Source organism: Variovorax sp. 770b2 (assembly GCF_900115685.1).
Taxonomy (GTDB): Bacteria; Pseudomonadota; Gammaproteobacteria; order Burkholderiales; family Burkholderiaceae_C; genus Variovorax.
This window is the reverse complement of record NZ_FOXJ01000005.1, coordinates 153,963-171,461: the sequence shown is the minus strand read 5'-3', so window position 1 is coordinate 171,461 and position 17,499 is coordinate 153,963. Positions and strand designations below refer to the sequence as shown.

Sequence of the window (17,499 nt, the reverse complement as noted above, 5' to 3'; positions counted from 1 at the left end):
TCAGGACGCACACCGGAAGCTGTTCTGCAAGGCGCTCGACAGCACCAGCTGCACCGGCATGTCGGCCTCGTAGAGCTCGGCATTGCGCTTGAGTTCGGCCTGGAAGAGCGAACGCGCCATCGAGGGCTCGAGCCGGCGGCCATCGACGCAGAACAGTGGCTTCTGGCCGCCGCGCCGCGCGGTGTCACTGGCTTCGCGCAGGCCTTCGAGCACGCCCACGAGGTAGTAGCTGGCGTAGGCCTTGCCCTCTTTCTTTTCCTTGACCTCGAGCGTGTGGAACTCGCGGAGGGTCATGGCCTGCGCACCGGTGCCGGCCGCGAGTGCCAGCACGAATCCCAGCATCGACAGACGGGCGGTGCGCTTCTTCATGGCGTTTACTTGCGGTAGCGCGGCGGCGGTGCGTACGCGCCGTCGGCCGGGAAGGCGCTGGGCTGCGGCGGCGTGGCATCGCGGCGCGGACGGCGCGCCTGGGGCTGCTCGAGTTCGAACAGCGCCGCGCCGATCACGCCGATGTTGCGCACGTCGCCGGCCTCGGTGTTCGCCGCGTAGGCGCGGCCCGGCGTGGCGAAGCGGAAGGCCGCGACCTCGCTCTGGCTCTTGCGGAAGCCCTCGATGTTTATCGTCTCCTGCGGACGCAGCACGTAGCCGCCGTTGCGCAGGCTGCCGGACTTGCCGGTGAGCACATCCAGGCCGTCGACGGTGGCGATCACCTCGTAGCTGCGGTCGCTCAGGTTGCGAAAGCGCAGCGTGTAGCGCGCGCCTTCGACGCCGGCGAGGCGGAACATGTCGCTGCTGCTACTGCCGCGGCGGGCGCGCTGCAACGGCAGCGGGCGGTTGCTCTCGTCGAGCACCGACCATTCGACGTCGCCCTGGGCCAACTGCAGGTTGAGGCGGCGTTCGGGGTTGTTGCCCACGTCGCGGCGCACGGCGGACGCTTCGTTGTAGCCCACCGAAGCCACTTCGTCGGGCTGCTCGGACAGCCGCTGGGTCACGATGGTGCGGGTCTTCGACTCGATGCCCTCGCCCCATTGCGTGCCCAGTTGCGCCGGTGCGGGCGCCGGGGATGCGGCGCTGGGCGTTGCGGTCACCGCGGCCGTCTCGGCGCGGTTCTGCGGCATCTGCGAACAGGCGGCCAGCAAGGCGGCACCTGCCACGAGGCCGGTGGCGAAACGGAAAAATCGCGAACGATAGAGACGTTGAATCATCTGGCGTGCTCCTCCCTGAAGCGGGGTTGTTGGAGCCTCAGATCTTACGCAAGCGCATGCGGGCGGCTTCGGCGTGCGCCTGCAGCCCTTCTCCTTCGGCCAGCGTGATGGCAATGGGGCCGAGCACCTGCGCGCCGGCTTCGCTCACCTCGATCAGGCTGGAGCGCTTCTGGAAGTCGTAGACGCCCAACGGGCTCGAGAAACGCGCCGTGCCGCTCGTGGGCAGCACGTGGTTCGGGCCGGCGCAGTAGTCGCCCAGGCTCTCGCTGGTGAAGGCGCCCAGGAAGATCGCGCCGGCGTGGCGCAAGAGCGGTTCCCAGCGCTGCGGCTCGCTGCTGCTGACTTCCAGGTGTTCGGGCGCGATGCGGTTGCTGATCTCGCAGGCCTCTTGCATGCTCTTCGTGTGGATCAGCGCGCCGCGGCCGTTGAGCGAAGCGGCGATGATTTCCGCGCGCGGCAGGGCGGGCAGGAGGCGGTCGATTTCGGCCTGCACGCGGTCGATGTAGGCGGCGTCGGGGCACAGCAGGATGCTCTGGGCCAGTTCGTCGTGCTCGGCCTGGCTGAACAGATCCATCGCCACCCACTCGGGCGGCGTGGTGCCATCGGCCAGCACCAGAATTTCGCTCGGGCCCGCGATCATGTCGATGCCCACGGTGCCGAACACGCGGCGCTTGGCGGCCGCCACGTAGGCGTTGCCGGGGCCGGTGATCTTGTCGACCGCGGGGATGGTGGCGGTGCCGTAGGCGAGCGCCGCCACGGCCTGCGCGCCGCCGACGGTGAAGCCGCGCGTCACGCCGGCCACGTAGGCGGCGGCGAGCACGAGCTGGTTCTTTTCCCCCCTGGGCGTCGGCACGACCATGATGATCTCGGCCACGCCTGCGACGTGCGCCGGAATCGCATTCATCAGCACGCTCGACGGATACGCCGCCTTGCCGCCCGGCACGTAGATGCCCACACGGTCCAGCGGCGTGACCTTCTGGCCGAGCAGCGTGCCGTCGGCGTCGCGGTAGCTCCAGCTCTCGCCGCTCGCCTTCTTCTGGGCCTCGTGATAGCTGCGCACGCGGCGCGCGGCGGCTTCGAGCGCGTCGCGCTGGCCGGCGGGCAAGGCTTCGAAGGCGGCCTTCAGTTCGGCTTGCGTCAGCTCCAGCTCGGGCAGCGTCTTCGCGTCCAGCTTGTCGAAGCGGTTGGTGTACCCGAGCACCGCGTCGTCGCCGCGCTTTTGCACATCGGCCAGGATGTCGGCCACCACTTTTTCGATCGCAGCGTCGGCGTCCGCGGACCAATGCAGCCGCGCCTTGAATTCAGCGTCGAAGCTGGCTGAAGTCGTGGAGAGACGGGCGGGGGCTGCTTTCAGAGTCATGGGGCGGGAGATTGGGCGGGAGGAATGGCTGACGCGAACGCGTCGATGATGCGGCGGATGGGTTCGCGCTTGAGCTTGAGCGCGGCCTGGTTGACGACCAGCCGGGCGCTGATGTCCATGATGCGTTCCACCTCGACCAGGTGGTTGGCCTTGAGCGTGTTGCCGGTGGAGACCAGGTCGACGATGGCGTCGGCCAGGCCCGTGAGCGGCGCGAGCTCCATGCTGCCGTAGAGCTTGATGAGGTCCACGTGCACGCCCTTGCTCGCGAAGAACTCGCGCGAGAGGCCCACGTACTTGGTCGCCACGCGCAGGCGCGAGCCCTGGCGCACGGCCGAGGCGTAGTCGTAGTCGGCGCGCACGGCCACGCTCAGGCGGCAGGCCGCGATGCGCAGGTCCAGCGGCTGGTACATGCCCTGGTTGCCGTTTTCCAGCAGCACGTCCAGGCCGGTCACGCCCAGGTCGGCGCCGCCGTACTGCACGTAAGTGGGCACGTCGGAGGCGCGCACCAGCACCACGCGCACGTCGGGGCGGGTGGTGTCCAGGATCAGCTTGCGCGACTTCTCGGGGTCTTCGGTGACCTGGATGCCGGCGGCGGCCAGGAGAGGCATCGTCTCTTCGAAGATGCGGCCTTTGGAAAGCGCCAGGGTGATCATGCGGCGGCCCCGGTCACGCGTTCGATGTCGGCTCCGAGGCCGCGCAGCTTGGCTTCCATGCGGTCGTAGCCGCGGTCCAGGTGGTAGATGCGGTCGACCAGCGTCTCGCCCTCGGCCACGAGGCCGGCGATCACCAGGCTGGCCGAGGCGCGCAGGTCGGTGGCCATCACGGTGGCGCCCGAGAGCTGGGGCACGCCCTCGACCATCGCGACCTTGCCTTCGACGTGGATGGTCGCGCCCAGGCGCACCATCTCGTTCACGTGCATGAAGCGGTTCTCGAAGATGGTCTCGGTGACCATCGAGGCGCCGCGCGCGATCACGTTCAGCGCCATGAACTGGGCCTGCATGTCGGTCGGGAAGCCCGGGTATTCGGTGGTGCTGAAGCTCTGCGCCTTCAGGTGCTCGCTGGCCGGGGCCTGGGAGCTGATGCGCACGCCGCCCTCTTCCGGCGCGACCGTGCAGCCGGCGTCGCGCAGCTTGTCGATCACCGCGTCCATGTGGTCGGCGCGCGCGTGGCGCAGGAACACGTCGCCGCCCGTGGCCGCGACGGCGCAGAGGAAGGTGCCGGCCTCGATGCGGTCGGCCACCACGGCGTGCTCGCAGCCGTGCAGCTTCTCCACGCCCTGGATGCGGATGTGGCTGGTGCCGTGGCCTTGGATCTTCGCGCCCATGCGAATCAGCATTTCTGCCAGATCGACGATCTCGGGCTCCTGCGCGGCGTTTTCCAGCAGCGTCTCGCCTTCGGCCAGCGCGGCGGCCATGAGGAAGTTCTCGGTGCCGGTGACGGTGACCATGTCGGTCAGGATGCGCGCGCCCTTCAGGCGGGTGCGGCCCGCGGGCAGGCTGGCGATCATGTAGCCGTGCTCGACCACGATCTCGGCGCCCATCGCCTGCAGGCCCTTGATGTGCTGGTCGACGGGCCGTGAACCGATGGCGCAGCCGCCCGGCAGCGACACCTTGGCGTGGCCGAAGCGCGCGAGCAGCGGGCCCAGGGCCAGCACGGAGGCGCGCATGGTCTTCACCAGTTCGTAGGGGGCCTCGGGGTTGGTGAGGTCGCCGGCGTTCAGTTGCACGGTGCCGTTGTCGTCGCGCTCGGCCACGACGCCCATGTTCCGCACCAGCTTGAGCATGGTCGACACGTCCTGCAGGCGGGGCACGTTGTGCAGCGTCACGGGCTGGTCGGTCAGCAGCGCCGCGCACAGTTCGGGCAGCGCGGCGTTCTTGGCGCCGGAAATGAGCACCTCGCCGCGAAGCTGGCGCCCGCCGCGAATCAGAAGTTTGTCCATCGAGGATCCAGCGAAATGGGGTGGCCCGGGGGCCGGAAAGTTACTTTTCCACCGCCGCCCATTCGGCCGGCGTGTAGGTTTTCATCGAGAGCGCATGCACTTCGTCGGTGTGCATTTTCGCACCGAGGGTGGCGTAGACCCGCTGGTGGCGCTGGATGGCGCGCCTGCCCTCGAATTCGGCCGAGACGATGGTGGCGTACCAATGTCGGCCATCGCCCTCCAGCGAGATGTGCTCGCAGGGGAGGTGGGAGGCGATGATGGCTTGAAGTTCTTCTGCGGTCATGGGGTACGTATTCATCGGGAAACACCGCGGAACCGGCTTTGCCGGGCCGCCGTTGTGGCCCCCGGAAGGAGGTTGGCGAAGCGACACGAAGTGCGCGAAGACGGGGGGAGCGCCATGTTAGCCCCGGATCTTGTAGCCGATGCGCAGCAAATGGACAGCGATGGCGCTCACCACCAGCCAGGCGGTGCCGACGATGCCCAGGCTCAGCCAGGGCGAGGCGTCGCTCACGCCGAAGAAGCCGTAGCGGAAGCCGTCGATCATGTAGAAGAACGGGTTCAGGTGGCTCACGCCCTGCCAGAACGGCGGCAGCGATCCGATCGAATAGAACACGCCCGACAGGAAGGTCATGGGCATGATCAGGAAATTCTGGAACACGGCCATCTGGTCGAACTTCTCGGCCCAGAGACCGGCGATGAGGCCCAGCGTGCCCAGCATCGCCGCACCCAGCAGCGCGAAGATCACGATCCAGGCCGGCGCCACGAAATTGGGCATCGCGAAGAAGATGGTGACCACGAACACGCCCAGCCCCACCGCCAGCCCGCGGATGATCGACGAGCCCACGTAGGCGAAGAACCAGCCCCAATGCGACAGCGGCGTGAGCAGCACGAACACCAGGTTGCCCATGATCTTGCTCTGGATGATCGAGGACGAACTGTTGGCGAACGAGTTCTGCAGCACGCTCATCATCACGAGGCCGGGCACCAGGAAGGCCGTGTAGCCGACCGAGCCGTAGACCTTCACGTGGTCTTCGAGCACGTGGCCGAACACCATCAAATACAGCAGCGCGGTGAGCACAGGCGCACCAACGGTCTGGAAGCCGACCTTCCAGAAGCGCAGCGTCTCCTTGTAGAGCAGCGCGCGCCAACCCGTGACAGCCATCATCGTGCAACCTCCAGCGGCGTCTGCTCGCCCGCCATCAGGTCGATGAACACGTCTTCCAGATCGGCCTTGCGCATTTCCACGTCTTCCACCGCGACGCCGGCCTCGCGGATCGCGGCCAGCAGTTGTTCGACTTCATGGGCGTTCTGCGCCGGCAGTTGCACGATGCGCCCGGTGATGCGCGCGTGCTGGGCAATGGCCCAGGGCAGCATCGCGTCGGTCTTGAAGCGCAGCACGTTGCTTGCGGCGGACTTCAGCAGTTCGCTGGTGCGGTCCAGGGCGATCACGCGGCCCTGCTTGAGCATCGCGATGCGGTTGCACAGCGCCTCGGCTTCTTCCAGGTAATGGGTGGTGAGCAGCACGGTGCTGCCCTGCTTGTTGAGCCTGGCGACGAACTGCCAAAGGGTCTGGCGCAGTTCGACGTCGACACCGGCGGTGGGCTCGTCGAGCACGATGACGGGCGGCTTGTGCACCAGCGCCTGCGCCACCAGCACGCGGCGCTTCATGCCGCCCGAGAGCTGGCGCATGTTGGCCGTGGCCTTGTCGGTGAGGCCGAGGCTGTGCAGCAGCTCGTCGATCCAGTCGTCGTTGTTCTTGATGCCGAAGTAGCCCGACTGGATGCGCAACGACTCGCGCACGTTGAAGAACGGGTCGAACACCAGCTCCTGCGGCACGATGCCCAGCTGGCGGCGCGCCTGGGCATAGTCGCGCTGCACGTCGAAGCCATGCACGCTGATGGCGCCGGACGTGGGCCGCGAGAGGCCCGCGAGCATGCTGATCAGGGTGGTCTTGCCCGCGCCGTTGGGGCCGAGCAGGCCGAAGAACTCGCCCGGCTCGATCTGGAAGGAAACCTCGTCGACCGCGCGCAAGCCTTGTTTGCCTTGGGCTTTCTGCTGTCTGGAGGGGGGATAGGTCTTGGAGACCGATTGGAATGAGATCGCGGGCATGGGAGCCCGCGATTTTAAGGGGCGACCCCGTGAGCTGCCGTGCAGCGGCTCGATTGCCCTCATGCCGCCGCCGGGCCGCCCCAAGGCGGGCCGCGCCTCACCCTCGGGGGGTGGCGAATTGCACGCAACGAAGCGGAGTGAAAAGCCGGGGGCTAATTAGTCAGGGCGCGGCGGGCAAAAGGCCCGCGATGCCGTACAGCGCGGCCAGTTCGCGCAGCCGCGGCGAGAGCCCTTTGACCGAGAAGCCGCGGCCCAGCGCGCTGGACTCGCGGCGGCACTCGAGCAGCACCGCCAGTGCCGACGAATCGAACTGGGCCAGCGCGGTGGCATCGACCACCGTGGACGACGAATCCGTCTGGCCCTTGAGCCCCTGCTGCAGCATGCGCATGCAGGCGGGGGCCTCGTCGTGGGTGAGCTTGGTGGGCAGGACCAGCATGTGCGTTGCCGTGGGCCGGTCAGCCCTTGGTGTTGCTCTTGTTGCGGCTGGCCAGCGCGGCAATCAGGCCGTCGATGCCGCTCTTGTTGATTTCCTGCGCGAACTGCGTGCGGTAGGTATCGACCAGCCAGACGCCCAGCACATTGAGGTTGTAGACCTTCCAGCCCGCGCCCTGGCCCGGCGTCTTCTCCAGGCGGTAGTCCAGTTGCACGGGCTCGCCGCGGCCCTGGATCTCGGTGCGGACCAGCACTTCCTTGTCGTCGGCCGAACCGCGGAACGGACGGACGGTGACGGTCTGGTCGACCACCTGGTCGAGCGCGCCGGCGTAGGTGCGAACCAGGAGGGCCTTGAATTCTTCCTGCAGGCGCTTTTGCTGCTCGGGGGTGGCCTGGCGCCAGGCCGGGCCGACGGCCGAGGCCGTCATGCGCTGGAAGTTGACGTTGGGCATGATCTTGCTGTCGACCAGCAGCATGATCTTGTTGACGTCGCCGGCCTTGATCGACGAGTCGGCCTTGATCGTCTCGAGCACGTCGCTCGACAGGCGCTTGACCAGCGCGTCGGGCGCCTCGTCGGCAGCGTAGGCCGGGCGGACGAAGGCGACGGCGGCGCCGAACAGCAGGGCGCCAGCCAGAACCAGCCGGCCCACATCGCGTCGTTGCAAGATCTTGTTGTTCATGGAGAGTCCCTCGAAGTTTTGAAAATGGACGAAGCACCGGAGTCGCGCAAGGCGCCTGAGGTGCTGCGACAAGAACGGATTCGACAGGCCCGAAGCCGACCGGGTTCCTGAAGCGCAGGTGAAGCCTTGCAACCGGATGCAAGCGGCTTCATCGTCCACCGCCGCGCTTTTTACTTGCTTTCCGCGCCGTCGTCGGCCGGGCTGTTGCCCGCACCGTCGTCCGGTGGATTGCCGTCGTAGACCTGGCTGCGGCGGCGCTGCAGGAACGCATCGCGCGTGAACGAATACTTGTCGAGCGCGGCTTCACCGAGCAGGCGGCTCGCGCGCAGGTACTGCGAACGCGTGTCGACGACGCGCAGCACCGAGAGCGAATTGCGCCAGGCCACGTCGTCCATCTGGGAGACCGGGTCGCCAAAACGGTCCACCGGCAGTGCGGCCGTGTCGCGCAGCGTCGAAGACCCGAGCAGCGGCAGCACGACATAGGGACCGGCGCCCACGCCCCAGTGGCCCAGCGTCTGGCCGAAGTCTTCTTCGTGCCGCGGAATGCCCGCCTCGGTGGCCACGTCGAGCAATCCGCCGAGCCCGAAGAAGGTGTTGACGTTGAGCCGCATGAAGGTCTCGGCGCTGTTTTGCACCTTCAGCTGCACCACGTTGTTGGCAAGGTTCCAGACGTCGCCCAGGTTGCCGAAGAAGTTGTTCACGCCCGTGCGCACCATCTGGGGCAATGCACGCTGGTAGGCCGTGGCCACTGGCACGAACACGGCGTCGTCCACCGTGTCGTTGAAGCGCGAAACGCCGCGATTGAAAGGCTCGAACGGATCGGCCGGATTGGCATTGGGCCCGGTGGCACATCCGGCGACGATCGCCAAGGCGGCTGCCGCGATCGCCCAACGGGCACTATTAGCTATGCTTTTCATAGCATTCGACGCAAAGAATCGTGATTTCATTTTTTGTTGGCTGTTGCCGGCGCCGTATTCGAGCCCCCTTCGGCCGCCTTGCTGTAGAGGAACTGGCTGATCAGGTTCTCCAGCACCACGGCCGATTGGGTCGAAGTGATGGTGTCGCCGGCTTGCAAGTTCTTCTCCTCGGCGCCCGCTTCGATGCCGATGTACTGCTCGCCGAGCAGGCCACTGGTCAGGATCTTGAGCGAGCTGTCCTTGGGAAAACTGTAACGGTTTTGCAGGGCCAGCGTGACGTCGGCCTGAAAGGCCTTGTCGTTGAACGCGATGGATTCCACACGTCCGACCACCACGCCTGCACTCTTGACCGCGGTTTGTGGCTTCAAACCACCAATGTTGTCGAACCGCGCGGTGACCGCGTAGGTCTTCTGGAAATTCAGGCTCAGCAGGTTGGCCGACTGCAGCGCGAGGAACAGCAGTGCGGCCGCGCCGATCAGCACGAACAGGCCGACCCAGATGTCGTTGTTGGAACGTTGCATGGTTTGCACTCTCTAGAACGATTGGAGCGATGCCCCTTTAAATACTGAACATCATGGCGGTGAGCAGGAAGTCGAGCCCCAGCACCGCGAGCGATGCCGTCACGACCGTGCGCGTCGTCGCGCGCGACACGCCTTCGGGCGTGGGCTGGGCCTCGTAGCCCTGCAGCAGCGCGATGAAAGTCACGGTGAAGCCGAAGACGATGCTCTTGATCACGCCGTTGCCGACGTCGCGCCACACATCGACGCCGCCCTGCATCTGGCCCCAGAACGCACCCGGATCGACCCCCAGCATCAGCACGCCCACCACGTAGCCGCCCATGATGCCGACCGCGCTGAACACGGCCGCCAGCAGCGGCATGGTGATGACGCCTGCCCAGAAGCGCGGCGCAAGAATGCGCTGCACCGGGTCGACCGCCATCATTTCCATGGCGCTCAATTGCTCGTCGGCCTTCATGAGCCCGATCTCGGCGGTGAGCGATGTGCCGGCCCGGCCGGTGAAAAGCAGTGCCGCCACCACGGGCCCGAGCTCGCGCACCAGGCTCAGCGTCACCAGCAGGCCGAGCGCCTCGGACGAGCCGTAGCGCTGCAGCGCGTAGTACATCTGCAGCCCCAGCACGAAGCCGACGAACAGCCCCGACACGCCGATGATCGCGAGCGAGTAGTTGCCCAGGAAATGAATCTGGTCGCGCACGAGGCTGAAGCGACGCATGATCTGCGCGCCGGGGCCCACGAGGCGCATGAAGAGCTTGGCGCCATGGCCAAGATTCGCCAGATGGCTGCGCACGGCAAAGCCGACGTCGGCGGGCTTCCACCAGGTCATATTTGCCCCCACGTTCGGCACTTCGTGTCCTCACTGCCGCCCGAGGGGGGCTTCGCTTGCTCGGGGCGGCCCAGCGCTGCGCTCATGAGCGCCCTCCTTCGACATTGCCGAAGTCGTCTTCGATGCTGACGCCGGGGTAGTGGAATCGCACGGGTCCGTCAGGCAGCGCATTGACGAACTGATGCACCAGCGGATCGGTGCTTTCGCGCACCTCGGCCGGCGTGCCCTGCGCGGCGATGCTGCCGTTGGCCAGGACGATCACGTGATCGGCGATGCGGAAGGTTTCTTCGAGATCGTGCGACACGATGATGCTGGTCAGCCCGAGCGTGTCGTTGAGCTGGCGAATCAGCCGCGCCGCGGTGCCGAGCGAAATCGGATCGAGGCCGGCGAAGGGTTCGTCGTACATCACGAGGTCGGGGTCGAGCGCGATCGCACGCGCCAGCGCCACCCGCCGCGCCATGCCACCCGACACCTCGCTGGGCATCAGGTCGCGCGCACCGCGCAGGCCGACCGCATCGAGCTTCATGAGCACCACGTCGCGCACCAGGGCCTCGGACAACTGGGTGTGCTCGCGCAGCGGGAACGCCACGTTGTCGAACACGGTCATGTCGGTGAACAACGCGCCCGACTGGAAGAGCATGCCCATGCGGCGCCTGGCCACATAGAGGGTCGCGTTGTCGAACTTGCCGACGTCATGGCCATCGAAAAGCACTTCGCCGCGCTGAGCCCGCTGCTGTCCGCCGATCAATCGCAACGCAGTGGTCTTGCCACCGCCCGAAGCGCCCATGAGGGCCGTGACCTTGCCGCGCGGGACGGCGAAAGAGACGCCGTCCAGGATCGCGCGCGCGCCGTAGCCGAACGTGACGTCGCGGAACTCTACGAAGGGTTGTGGCTGTGCGGCTGGGTCCATCTCAATAAAAAAGCCGGGCGCCTTTTCAGGCATCCCGGCATGCGGTTTCCGCGAATGATAGCGGGGCCGTGACGGCCCCCGCGAAATTGAAACAAAAATCAGCGCGGCAAATCACTGAATCCCATGAGGAATTCATCCACCGAGCGCGCGGCTTGACGGCCCTCGCGCCGTGCGGCCGGCAGGCTGCACGTCACGGAAACGCCCGAAGGGCGATTCGCTCGCTCAACGGGGCAAGTCGCTGAACCCCATCAGGAACTCGTCCACCGAGCGCGCGGCCTGACGCCCCTCGCGAATCGCCCACACCACCAGCGACTGGCCGCGGCGGATATCGCCGGCCGCGAACACCTTCGGCACGTTGGTGGCATAGCCGCCGATGAAGTCGACCGTCGCACGGGCGTTGCCACGTGCGTCCTTCTCGACGCCGAAAGCGTCGAGCACGGTGGCCACGGGGCTGATGAAGCCCATGGCCAGCAGCACGAGGTCGGCCTTGAGGATCTGCTCGCTGCCGGCCACTTCCTGCATGCGGCCGTCCTTCCACTCGACGCGCACGGTCTTCAAGCCGGTGACCTTGCCCTTTTCGCCAATGAACTCCTTGGTGGAGATGGCGAACTCGCGTTCGCAGCCTTCTTCGTGGCTGGAACTGGTGCGCAGCTTGATCGGCCAGTAGGGCCAGGTCAGCGGGCGGTTCTCTTCCTCGGGCGGCTGGGGCATCAGCTCGAACTGCGTGACGCTGGCCGCGCCGTGGCGGTTGCTGGTGCCCACGCAATCGGAGCCGGTGTCGCCGCCACCGATGACGATGACGTGCTTGCCGTCGGCGCGCAGCTGGCCCTTGACCTTGTCGCCCGCGTTGACGCGGTTCTGTTGCGGCAGGAACTCCATCGCGAAATGGATGCCGTCCAGGTCGCGCCCAGGCACCGGCAGGTCGCGCGATTGCTCGGCACCACCGGTGAGCACCACGGCGTCGAAGTCTTTTTGCAGTTGCTCGGGCGTGATGGTTTCCTTGGCGAGATTGGTCACCTTGGAGCCCTTGCCCAGCGGGTCTTTCGCGGCGCCGATCATCACGCCGGTGCGGAAAGCGACGCCCTCGGCCTTCATCTGCTCGACGCGGCGGTCGATGTGGGTCTTCTCCATCTTGAAGTCGGGGATGCCGTAGCGCAGCAAGCCGCCGATGCGGTCGTTCTTCTCGAACAGCGTCACGTCGTGGCCGGCGCGCGCCAGCTGCTGCGCAGCCGCCATGCCGGCCGGGCCTGCGCCCACCACGGCCACCTTCTTGCCGGTCTTGTGCTTGGCCACGCGCGGCGCGACCCAGCCTTCGTCCCAGGCGCGGTCGATGATCGCGTGCTCGATCGACTTGATGCCGATCGCGTCGTCGTTCACGTTGAGCACGCAGGCAGCCTCGCAGGGCGCGGGGCAGATGCGGCCGGTGAACTCGGGGAAGTTGTTGGTCGAGTCGAGCACCGCGAAGGCGTTCTGCCAGTCGTCGCGGTACACGAGGTCGTTGAAGTCCGGAATGATGTTGTTGACCGGGCAGCCGCTGTTGCAGAACGGCGTGCCGCAGTCCATGCAGCGCGCGCCCTGCACCTTGGCCTGCTCGGGGCTCAGGCCGACGACGAATTCCTTGTAGTGCTTGACGCGCTCGTCGATGGGCTTGTAGCCCTCCTCGATGCGCTCATGCTCCATGAAGCCGGTGATTTTTCCCATCGTGCTGTCCTCTGTTCTTCGTGTGTCGTTGCCGCTCAGACTGCGGCGGGTGCAGCCAGTGCGTGCGGCTCGAGGCCGGCGTGCGCGTCGTTGCCGCTGCTGGCCAGTTCGACCTTGCGATCGTGCAGCTCGGCGAGCGCCCGCTTGTATTCGTTCGGGAACACCTTCACGAACCTCGTGCGCGAGACGGCCCAGTTGTCGAGCAACTCGCGCGCGCGCTTGCTGCCGGTCCAGCGGTGGTGCTCTTCGAGCAGCTTCTTGAGCTGGGCCTCGTCGGTTTCGCCGCCGTGCCAGATCTTGCGATGCACGCTCGCCGTTTGCTCGGCCGAGGTCAGCACCTTGTCGAGCGACACCATCGACAGGTTGCAGCGCGTGGCGAACTGGCCGTCTTCGTCATAGACGAAGGCCACGCCGCCGCTCATGCCGGCCGCGAAGTTGCGGCCGGTCTTGCCGAGCACGGCCACGGTGCCGCCGGTCATGTATTCGCAACCGTGGTCGCCCGTGCCTTCGATGACGGCCGTGGCGCCCGAGAGGCGCACCGCGAAGCGTTCGCCGGCCACGCCGCACAGATACGCCTCGCCGGTGGTCGCGCCATACAACGCGGTGTTGCCGACGATGGTGTTGCGCACCGCTTCGCCGCGGAAGTCCAGGCTCGGACGCACCACCACGCGGCCGCCCGAGAGGCCCTTGCCCGTGTAGTCGTTGGCGTCGCCAATCAGGTACAGCGTGATGCCGCGTGCCAGGAATGCACCGAACGACTGCCCGCCTGTGCCTTCGAGCTGGATGCGGATCGAGTCGTCGGGAAGGCCCTGCGGATGCACCTTGGTCAGCGCACCCGAGAGCATCGCGCCCACCGAGCGGTTGACGTTGCGCGCCACCTCGATGAACTGCACCTTCTCGCCCTTGTCGATGGCCGGACGCGACTTCTCGATGAGCTTGACGTCCAGCGCACGCTCCAGGCCGTGGTCCTGGTTCTCGACATGGAAGCGCGGCACGTCGGCCGGCACGTTCGGCAGCGCGAACAGGCGGCTGAAGTCCAGGCCCGAAGCCTTCCAGTGTTCGATGCCCTTGCGGGTGTCCAGCAGGTCGGCGCGGCCGATCAGGTCGTCGAACTTGCGGATGCCCAGCTGGGCCATGATCTGGCGCACCTCCTCGGCGACGAAGAAGAAGTAGTTGACGACGTGCTCGGGCTTGCCCGAGAACTTCTTGCGCAGGATCGGGTCCTGCGTCGCCACGCCCACCGGGCAGGTGTTCAGGTGGCACTTGCGCATCATGATGCAGCCCTCGACCACCAGCGGCGCGGTGGCGAAGCCGAACTCGTCGGCGCCCAGCAGCGCACCGATGGCGACGTCGCGGCCGGTCTTCATCTGGCCGTCGGCCTGCACGCGGATGCGGCTGCGCAGGCGGTTGAGCACCAGCGTCTGCTGCGTCTCGGCCAGGCCGATTTCCCACGGGCTGCCCGCGTGCTTGATCGACGACCAGGGCGAGGCGCCCGTGCCGCCGTCATGGCCCGCGATCACCACGTGGTCGCTCTTGCACTTGGCAACGCCCGCTGCGATGGTGCCGACGCCGATTTCGCTCACCAGCTTCACGCTGATGCTGGCGTGCGGTGCGGCGTTCTTCAGGTCGTGGATGAGCTGCGCCAGGTCTTCGATCGAGTAGATGTCGTGGTGCGGCGGGGGCGAGATGAGGCCCACGCCCGGCACCGCATAGCGCTGCTTGCCGATGTACTCGGTGACCTTGCCGCCCGGGAGCTGGCCGCCCTCGCCCGGCTTGGCGCCCTGCGCCATCTTGATCTGGATCTGGTCGGCCGAGTGCAGGTACTCGGCGGTAACGCCGAAGCGGCCCGACGCGACCTGCTTGATGCGCGAGCGCAGCGAGTCGCCATCCTTCAGGGGCAGGTCGACCTCGACGTTGGCCGCGCCGATCACGCTCTTGAGCGTGTCGCCCTGCTTGATCGGAATGCCCTTGAGCTCGTTGCGGTAGCGCGCGGGGTCTTCACCGCCTTCGCCCGTGTTGCTCTTGCCGCCGATGCGGTTCATGGCAATGGCGAGCGTGGCGTGCGCCTCGGTGCTGATCGAGCCCAGCGACATCGCGCCGGTGGCGAAGCGCTTGACGATGTCGGCCGCCGCCTCGACCTCGTCCACCGGAATGGCCTTGGCCGGATCGATCTTGAACTCGAACAGGCCGCGCAGCGTGAGGTGGCGGCGGTTCTGGTCGTTGATGAGCTGCGCGTATTCCTTGTACGTGTTCCAGTTGTTGGAGCGCGTGCTGTGCTGCAGCTTGGCGATGGCGTCGGGCGTCCACATGTGCTCTTCGCCGCGCGTGCGCCAGGCGTATTCGCCGCCGGCGTCCAGCATGTGGGCGAGCACCGGGTCGTCGCTGAACGCGGCCTTGTGCATGCGGATGGCTTCCTCGGCGATCTCGAAGACGCCGATGCCTTCCACGCGGCTGGCCGTGCCGGTGAAGTACTTGTTGACGGTCTCGGTGTTCAGGCCGATGGCCTCGAACAGCTGCGCGCCGCAGTAGCTCATGTAGGTGCTGACACCCATCTTCGACATGATCTTGGACAGGCCCTTGCCGATGGCCTTGACGTAGTTGTAGACCGCCTTGTCGGCACTCAGGTCGCCCGGCAGGTCGGCGTGCATGGCCGCCAGTGTTTCCATCGCGAGGTACGGGTGCACGGCTTCGGCGCCGTAGCCGGCGAGCACGCCGAAGTGATGCACTTCGCGGGCCGAACCGGTTTCGACGACCAGGCCGGCGGTGGTGCGCAGGCCTTCCCGCACGAGGTACTGGTGCACGGCCGAGAGGGCCAGCACGGCGGGAATCGCCACTTGCGTCGGGCTCACGCCGCGGTCGCTCACGATCAGGATGTTGTGGCCGCCCTTGATGGCATCGACCGCTTCGGCGCAGAGCGACGCCAGCTTGGCTTCGACGCCCTCGTCGCCCCAGGCGAGTGGATAGGTGATGTCGAGCGCGTAGCTCTTGAACTTGCCCTGCGTGTACTTGCCGATGTCGCGCAGCTTGGCCATGTCGGCGAAGTCCAGGATCGGCTGGCTCACTTCGAGCCGCATCGGCGGGTTGACCTGGTTGATGTCCAGGAGGTTGGGCTTGGGGCCGATGAAGGACACCAGCGACATCACGATCGCCTCGCGGATCGGGTCGATCGGCGGGTTGGTCACCTGGGCGAACAACTGCTTGAAGTAGTTGTAGAGCGGCTTGTTCTTGTTGGAGAGCACGGCCAGCGGGCTGTCGTTGCCCATGGAGCCGATGCCCTCTTCGCCGGCCTGCGCCATCGGGCTCATCAGGAACTTGATGTCTTCCTGGGTGTAGCCGAAGGCCTGCTGGCGGTCGAGCAGCGCGACCTGGCTGATCGGCGCCGCGACCGGTTCGGCCTTGACGCTGTCCAGCTTGATGCGCAGGTTCTCGATCCACTGCTTGTAGGGCTTGCTGTTGGCGAGGGTGGCCTTGACCTCCTCGTCGTCGATCATGCGGCCCTGCTCCAGGTCGATGAGGAACATCTTGCCGGGCTGCAGGCGCCACTTGCGCACGATCTTCTGCTCGGGCACGGGCAGCACGCCCGACTCCGACGCCATGATGACCAGGTCGTCGTCGGTCACGCAGTAGCGGGAGGGGCGCAGGCCGTTGCGGTCGAGCGTGGCGCCGATCTGGCGGCCGTCGGTGAACACGATGGAGGCCGGGCCGTCCCAGGGCTCCAGCATGGCGGCGTGGTATTCATAGAACGCGCGGCGGCGCGGGTCCATGGTGGCGTGCTGTTCCCAGGGCTCGGGAATCATCATCATCACGGCCTGGCTGATGGGGTAGCCGGCCATCGTCAGCAGTTCCAGGCAGTTGTCGAAGGTGGCGGTGTCGGACTGGCCGGCGAAGCTGATCGGGTAGAGCTTCTGCAGGTCGGCGCCCAGCACGGGCGAGGACATGACGCCCTCGCGTGCCTTCATCCAGTTGTAGTTGCCCTTGACCGTGTTGATTTCGCCGTTGTGGGCGACGTAGCGGTACGGGTGGGCCAGCGGCCACTCGGGGAAGGTGTTGGTCGAGAAGCGCTGGTGCACCAGGCCCAGGGCCGAGACGCAGCGCTTGTCCTGCAGGTCCAGGTAGTAGGTGCCGACTTGATCGGCCAGCAGCAGGCCTTTGTAGACCACCGTGCGGCTGGACATGCTCGGAACGTAATATTCCTTGCTGTGCTTGAGCTTCAGGCGCTGGATGTTGGCGCTGGCGGTCTTGCGGATCACGTAGAGCTTGCGTTCCAGCGCGTCCTGCACGATCACGTCGTTGCCGCGGCCGATGAACACCTGGCGCAGCAGCGGTTCCTTTTCGCGCACCGTGGGCGACATGGGCATGTCGCGGTTGACCGGCACGTCGCGCCAGCCGAGCAGCACCTGGCCTTCGGCCTTGATGGCGCGTTCCATTTCCTGTTCGCAGGCTTCGCGGGAGGCGTGTTCCTTCGGCAGGAAGATCATGCCGACGCCGTATTCGCCCGGCGGGGGCAGCGTGACGCCCTGCTTGGCCATCTCCTCGCGGTAGAGGTGATCGGGCAGCTGGATCAGGATGCCGGCGCCGTCGCCCATCAGCTTGTCAGCGCCCACTGCGCCGCGATGGTCCAGGTTCTCGAGGATCTTCAAGCCCTGCAGCACGATGGCGTGGCTTTTTTCGCCCTTGATATGGGCCACGAAGCCGACGCCGCAGGCATCGTGCTCGTCGGCACCGGAATACAGACCGTGTTTTTGGAGATGTTCGATCTCGGCAGCCGTCGTCATGGCGCACTCCTTCAGTTTTCGCAGGGAAAGGGAGCATATTGCGATGCACAAAGAATGCCAAACACTTTAATTGGGGTCAGATTCTTATTAAAAACCGAGTTTTCTGATCGGAATTAAATTGGGGACACAT

The 17,499-nt window shown here is 66.4% G+C and carries 16 protein-coding genes; all 16 read right to left on the bottom strand.

The genetic code is table 11. The annotated features are described in order from the left end of the window. The gene (locus BM133_RS24725; protein WP_093439754.1) at nucleotides 1–369 is read right to left on the bottom strand and encodes a hypothetical protein; all 369 of its coding nucleotides are present in this window, start codon (nucleotides 367–369) and stop codon (nucleotides 1–3) included. Nucleotides 370–374: 5 nt separating this feature from the next. Further along, a complete protein-coding gene (locus BM133_RS24720; RefSeq protein ID WP_093439751.1) occupies nucleotides 375–1,205 on the bottom strand; it encodes a hypothetical protein in 831 nt (276 codons plus the stop codon). A 37-nt stretch (nucleotides 1,206–1,242) separates the two neighbouring features. Further along, nucleotides 1,243–2,565, bottom strand: a complete 1,323-nt coding sequence (gene hisD, locus BM133_RS24715) for a histidinol dehydrogenase (RefSeq protein WP_093439749.1) — start codon at nucleotides 2,563–2,565, stop codon at nucleotides 1,243–1,245. Next, nucleotides 2,562–3,218 (bottom strand): ATP phosphoribosyltransferase, encoded by a 657-nt coding sequence (gene hisG, locus BM133_RS24710; RefSeq protein WP_093439746.1) that lies wholly within the window; start codon nucleotides 3,216–3,218, stop codon nucleotides 2,562–2,564. The genes hisD and hisG overlap by 4 nt, the downstream gene beginning before the upstream one ends. After that, a complete protein-coding gene (murA, locus tag BM133_RS24705) occupies nucleotides 3,215–4,504 on the bottom strand; it encodes a UDP-N-acetylglucosamine 1-carboxyvinyltransferase (protein ID WP_093439744.1) in 1,290 nt (429 codons plus the stop codon). Before murA ends, hisG begins: the two co-directional genes overlap by 4 nt. 40 nt (nucleotides 4,505–4,544) lie before the next feature. After that, a complete protein-coding gene (locus BM133_RS24700) occupies nucleotides 4,545–4,787 on the bottom strand; it encodes a BolA family protein (protein ID WP_093439741.1) in 243 nt (80 codons plus the stop codon). A gap of 117 nt (nucleotides 4,788–4,904) precedes the next feature. After that, the gene (locus BM133_RS24695; protein ID WP_093439739.1) at nucleotides 4,905–5,669 is read right to left on the bottom strand and encodes an ABC transporter permease; all 765 of its coding nucleotides are present in this window, start codon (nucleotides 5,667–5,669) and stop codon (nucleotides 4,905–4,907) included. Next, the gene (locus tag BM133_RS24690; protein WP_093439736.1) at nucleotides 5,666–6,613 is read right to left on the bottom strand and encodes an ABC transporter ATP-binding protein; all 948 of its coding nucleotides are present in this window, start codon (nucleotides 6,611–6,613) and stop codon (nucleotides 5,666–5,668) included. The genes BM133_RS24695 and BM133_RS24690 overlap by 4 nt, the downstream gene beginning before the upstream one ends. Before the next feature lie 160 nt (nucleotides 6,614–6,773). Continuing rightward, complete coding sequence (locus BM133_RS24685) at nucleotides 6,774–7,049, bottom strand: STAS domain-containing protein (RefSeq protein WP_013539706.1); 276 nt, start codon at nucleotides 7,047–7,049, stop codon at nucleotides 6,774–6,776. Between the two features lie 19 nt (nucleotides 7,050–7,068). Continuing rightward, the gene (locus BM133_RS24680; RefSeq protein ID WP_093439734.1) at nucleotides 7,069–7,725 is read right to left on the bottom strand and encodes an MlaC/ttg2D family ABC transporter substrate-binding protein; all 657 of its coding nucleotides are present in this window, start codon (nucleotides 7,723–7,725) and stop codon (nucleotides 7,069–7,071) included. Between the two features lie 170 nt (nucleotides 7,726–7,895). Beyond that, the gene (locus BM133_RS24675; protein WP_093439731.1) at nucleotides 7,896–8,642 is read right to left on the bottom strand and encodes an MlaA family lipoprotein; all 747 of its coding nucleotides are present in this window, start codon (nucleotides 8,640–8,642) and stop codon (nucleotides 7,896–7,898) included. A 26-nt stretch (nucleotides 8,643–8,668) separates the two neighbouring features. Beyond that, nucleotides 8,669–9,163, bottom strand: coding sequence for an outer membrane lipid asymmetry maintenance protein MlaD (gene mlaD / locus BM133_RS24670; RefSeq protein WP_093439730.1), 495 nt, complete (start codon nucleotides 9,161–9,163; stop codon nucleotides 8,669–8,671). A gap of 37 nt (nucleotides 9,164–9,200) precedes the next feature. Then, complete coding sequence (gene mlaE / locus BM133_RS24665) at nucleotides 9,201–9,983, bottom strand: lipid asymmetry maintenance ABC transporter permease subunit MlaE (protein WP_093439727.1); 783 nt, start codon at nucleotides 9,981–9,983, stop codon at nucleotides 9,201–9,203. 82 nt (nucleotides 9,984–10,065) lie between these two features. Beyond that, entirely contained in the window at nucleotides 10,066–10,893 is an 828-nt protein-coding gene (locus BM133_RS24660) for an ABC transporter ATP-binding protein (protein WP_256219347.1), read from the bottom strand. Between the two features lie 222 nt (nucleotides 10,894–11,115). After that, nucleotides 11,116–12,594, bottom strand: coding sequence for a glutamate synthase subunit beta (locus tag BM133_RS24655; protein WP_093439722.1), 1,479 nt, complete (start codon nucleotides 12,592–12,594; stop codon nucleotides 11,116–11,118). A 35-nt stretch (nucleotides 12,595–12,629) separates the two neighbouring features. Further along, on the bottom strand, nucleotides 12,630–17,369 hold the full coding sequence (locus BM133_RS24650) for a glutamate synthase-related protein (RefSeq protein WP_093439719.1): 4,740 nt from the start codon (nucleotides 17,367–17,369) through the stop codon (nucleotides 12,630–12,632). Nucleotides 17,370–17,499 lie beyond the last annotated feature (130 nt).

Coding starts and splice junctions, on each gene's coding strand:
- hisG (WP_093439746.1), bottom strand. CDS start 3,218: ATGATCACCCTGGCGCTTTCCAAAGGCCGCATCTTCGAAGAGACGATG.
- BM133_RS24695 (WP_093439739.1), bottom strand. CDS start 5,669: ATGATGGCTGTCACGGGTTGGCGCGCGCTGCTCTACAAGGAGACGCTG.
- mlaD (WP_093439730.1), bottom strand. CDS start 9,163: ATGCAACGTTCCAACAACGACATCTGGGTCGGCCTGTTCGTGCTGATC.
- BM133_RS24725 (WP_093439754.1), bottom strand. CDS start 369: ATGAAGAAGCGCACCGCCCGTCTGTCGATGCTGGGATTCGTGCTGGCA.
- BM133_RS24685 (WP_013539706.1), bottom strand. CDS start 7,049: ATGCTGGTCCTGCCCACCAAGCTCACCCACGACGAGGCCCCCGCCTGC.
- BM133_RS24680 (WP_093439734.1), bottom strand. CDS start 7,725: ATGAACAACAAGATCTTGCAACGACGCGATGTGGGCCGGCTGGTTCTG.
- mlaE (WP_093439727.1), bottom strand. CDS start 9,983: ATGACCTGGTGGAAGCCCGCCGACGTCGGCTTTGCCGTGCGCAGCCAT.
- hisD (WP_093439749.1), bottom strand. CDS start 2,565: ATGACTCTGAAAGCAGCCCCCGCCCGTCTCTCCACGACTTCAGCCAGC.
- BM133_RS24700 (WP_093439741.1), bottom strand. CDS start 4,787: ATGACCGCAGAAGAACTTCAAGCCATCATCGCCTCCCACCTCCCCTGC.
- BM133_RS24655 (WP_093439722.1), bottom strand. CDS start 12,594: ATGGGAAAAATCACCGGCTTCATGGAGCATGAGCGCATCGAGGAGGGC.
- BM133_RS24660 (WP_256219347.1), bottom strand. CDS start 10,893: ATGGACCCAGCCGCACAGCCACAACCCTTCGTAGAGTTCCGCGACGTC.
- BM133_RS24690 (WP_093439736.1), bottom strand. CDS start 6,613: ATGCCCGCGATCTCATTCCAATCGGTCTCCAAGACCTATCCCCCCTCC.
- BM133_RS24720 (WP_093439751.1), bottom strand. CDS start 1,205: ATGATTCAACGTCTCTATCGTTCGCGATTTTTCCGTTTCGCCACCGGC.
- BM133_RS24650 (WP_093439719.1), bottom strand. CDS start 17,369: ATGACGACGGCTGCCGAGATCGAACATCTCCAAAAACACGGTCTGTAT.
- murA (WP_093439744.1), bottom strand. CDS start 4,504: ATGGACAAACTTCTGATTCGCGGCGGGCGCCAGCTTCGCGGCGAGGTG.
- BM133_RS24675 (WP_093439731.1), bottom strand. CDS start 8,642: ATGAAAAGCATAGCTAATAGTGCCCGTTGGGCGATCGCGGCAGCCGCC.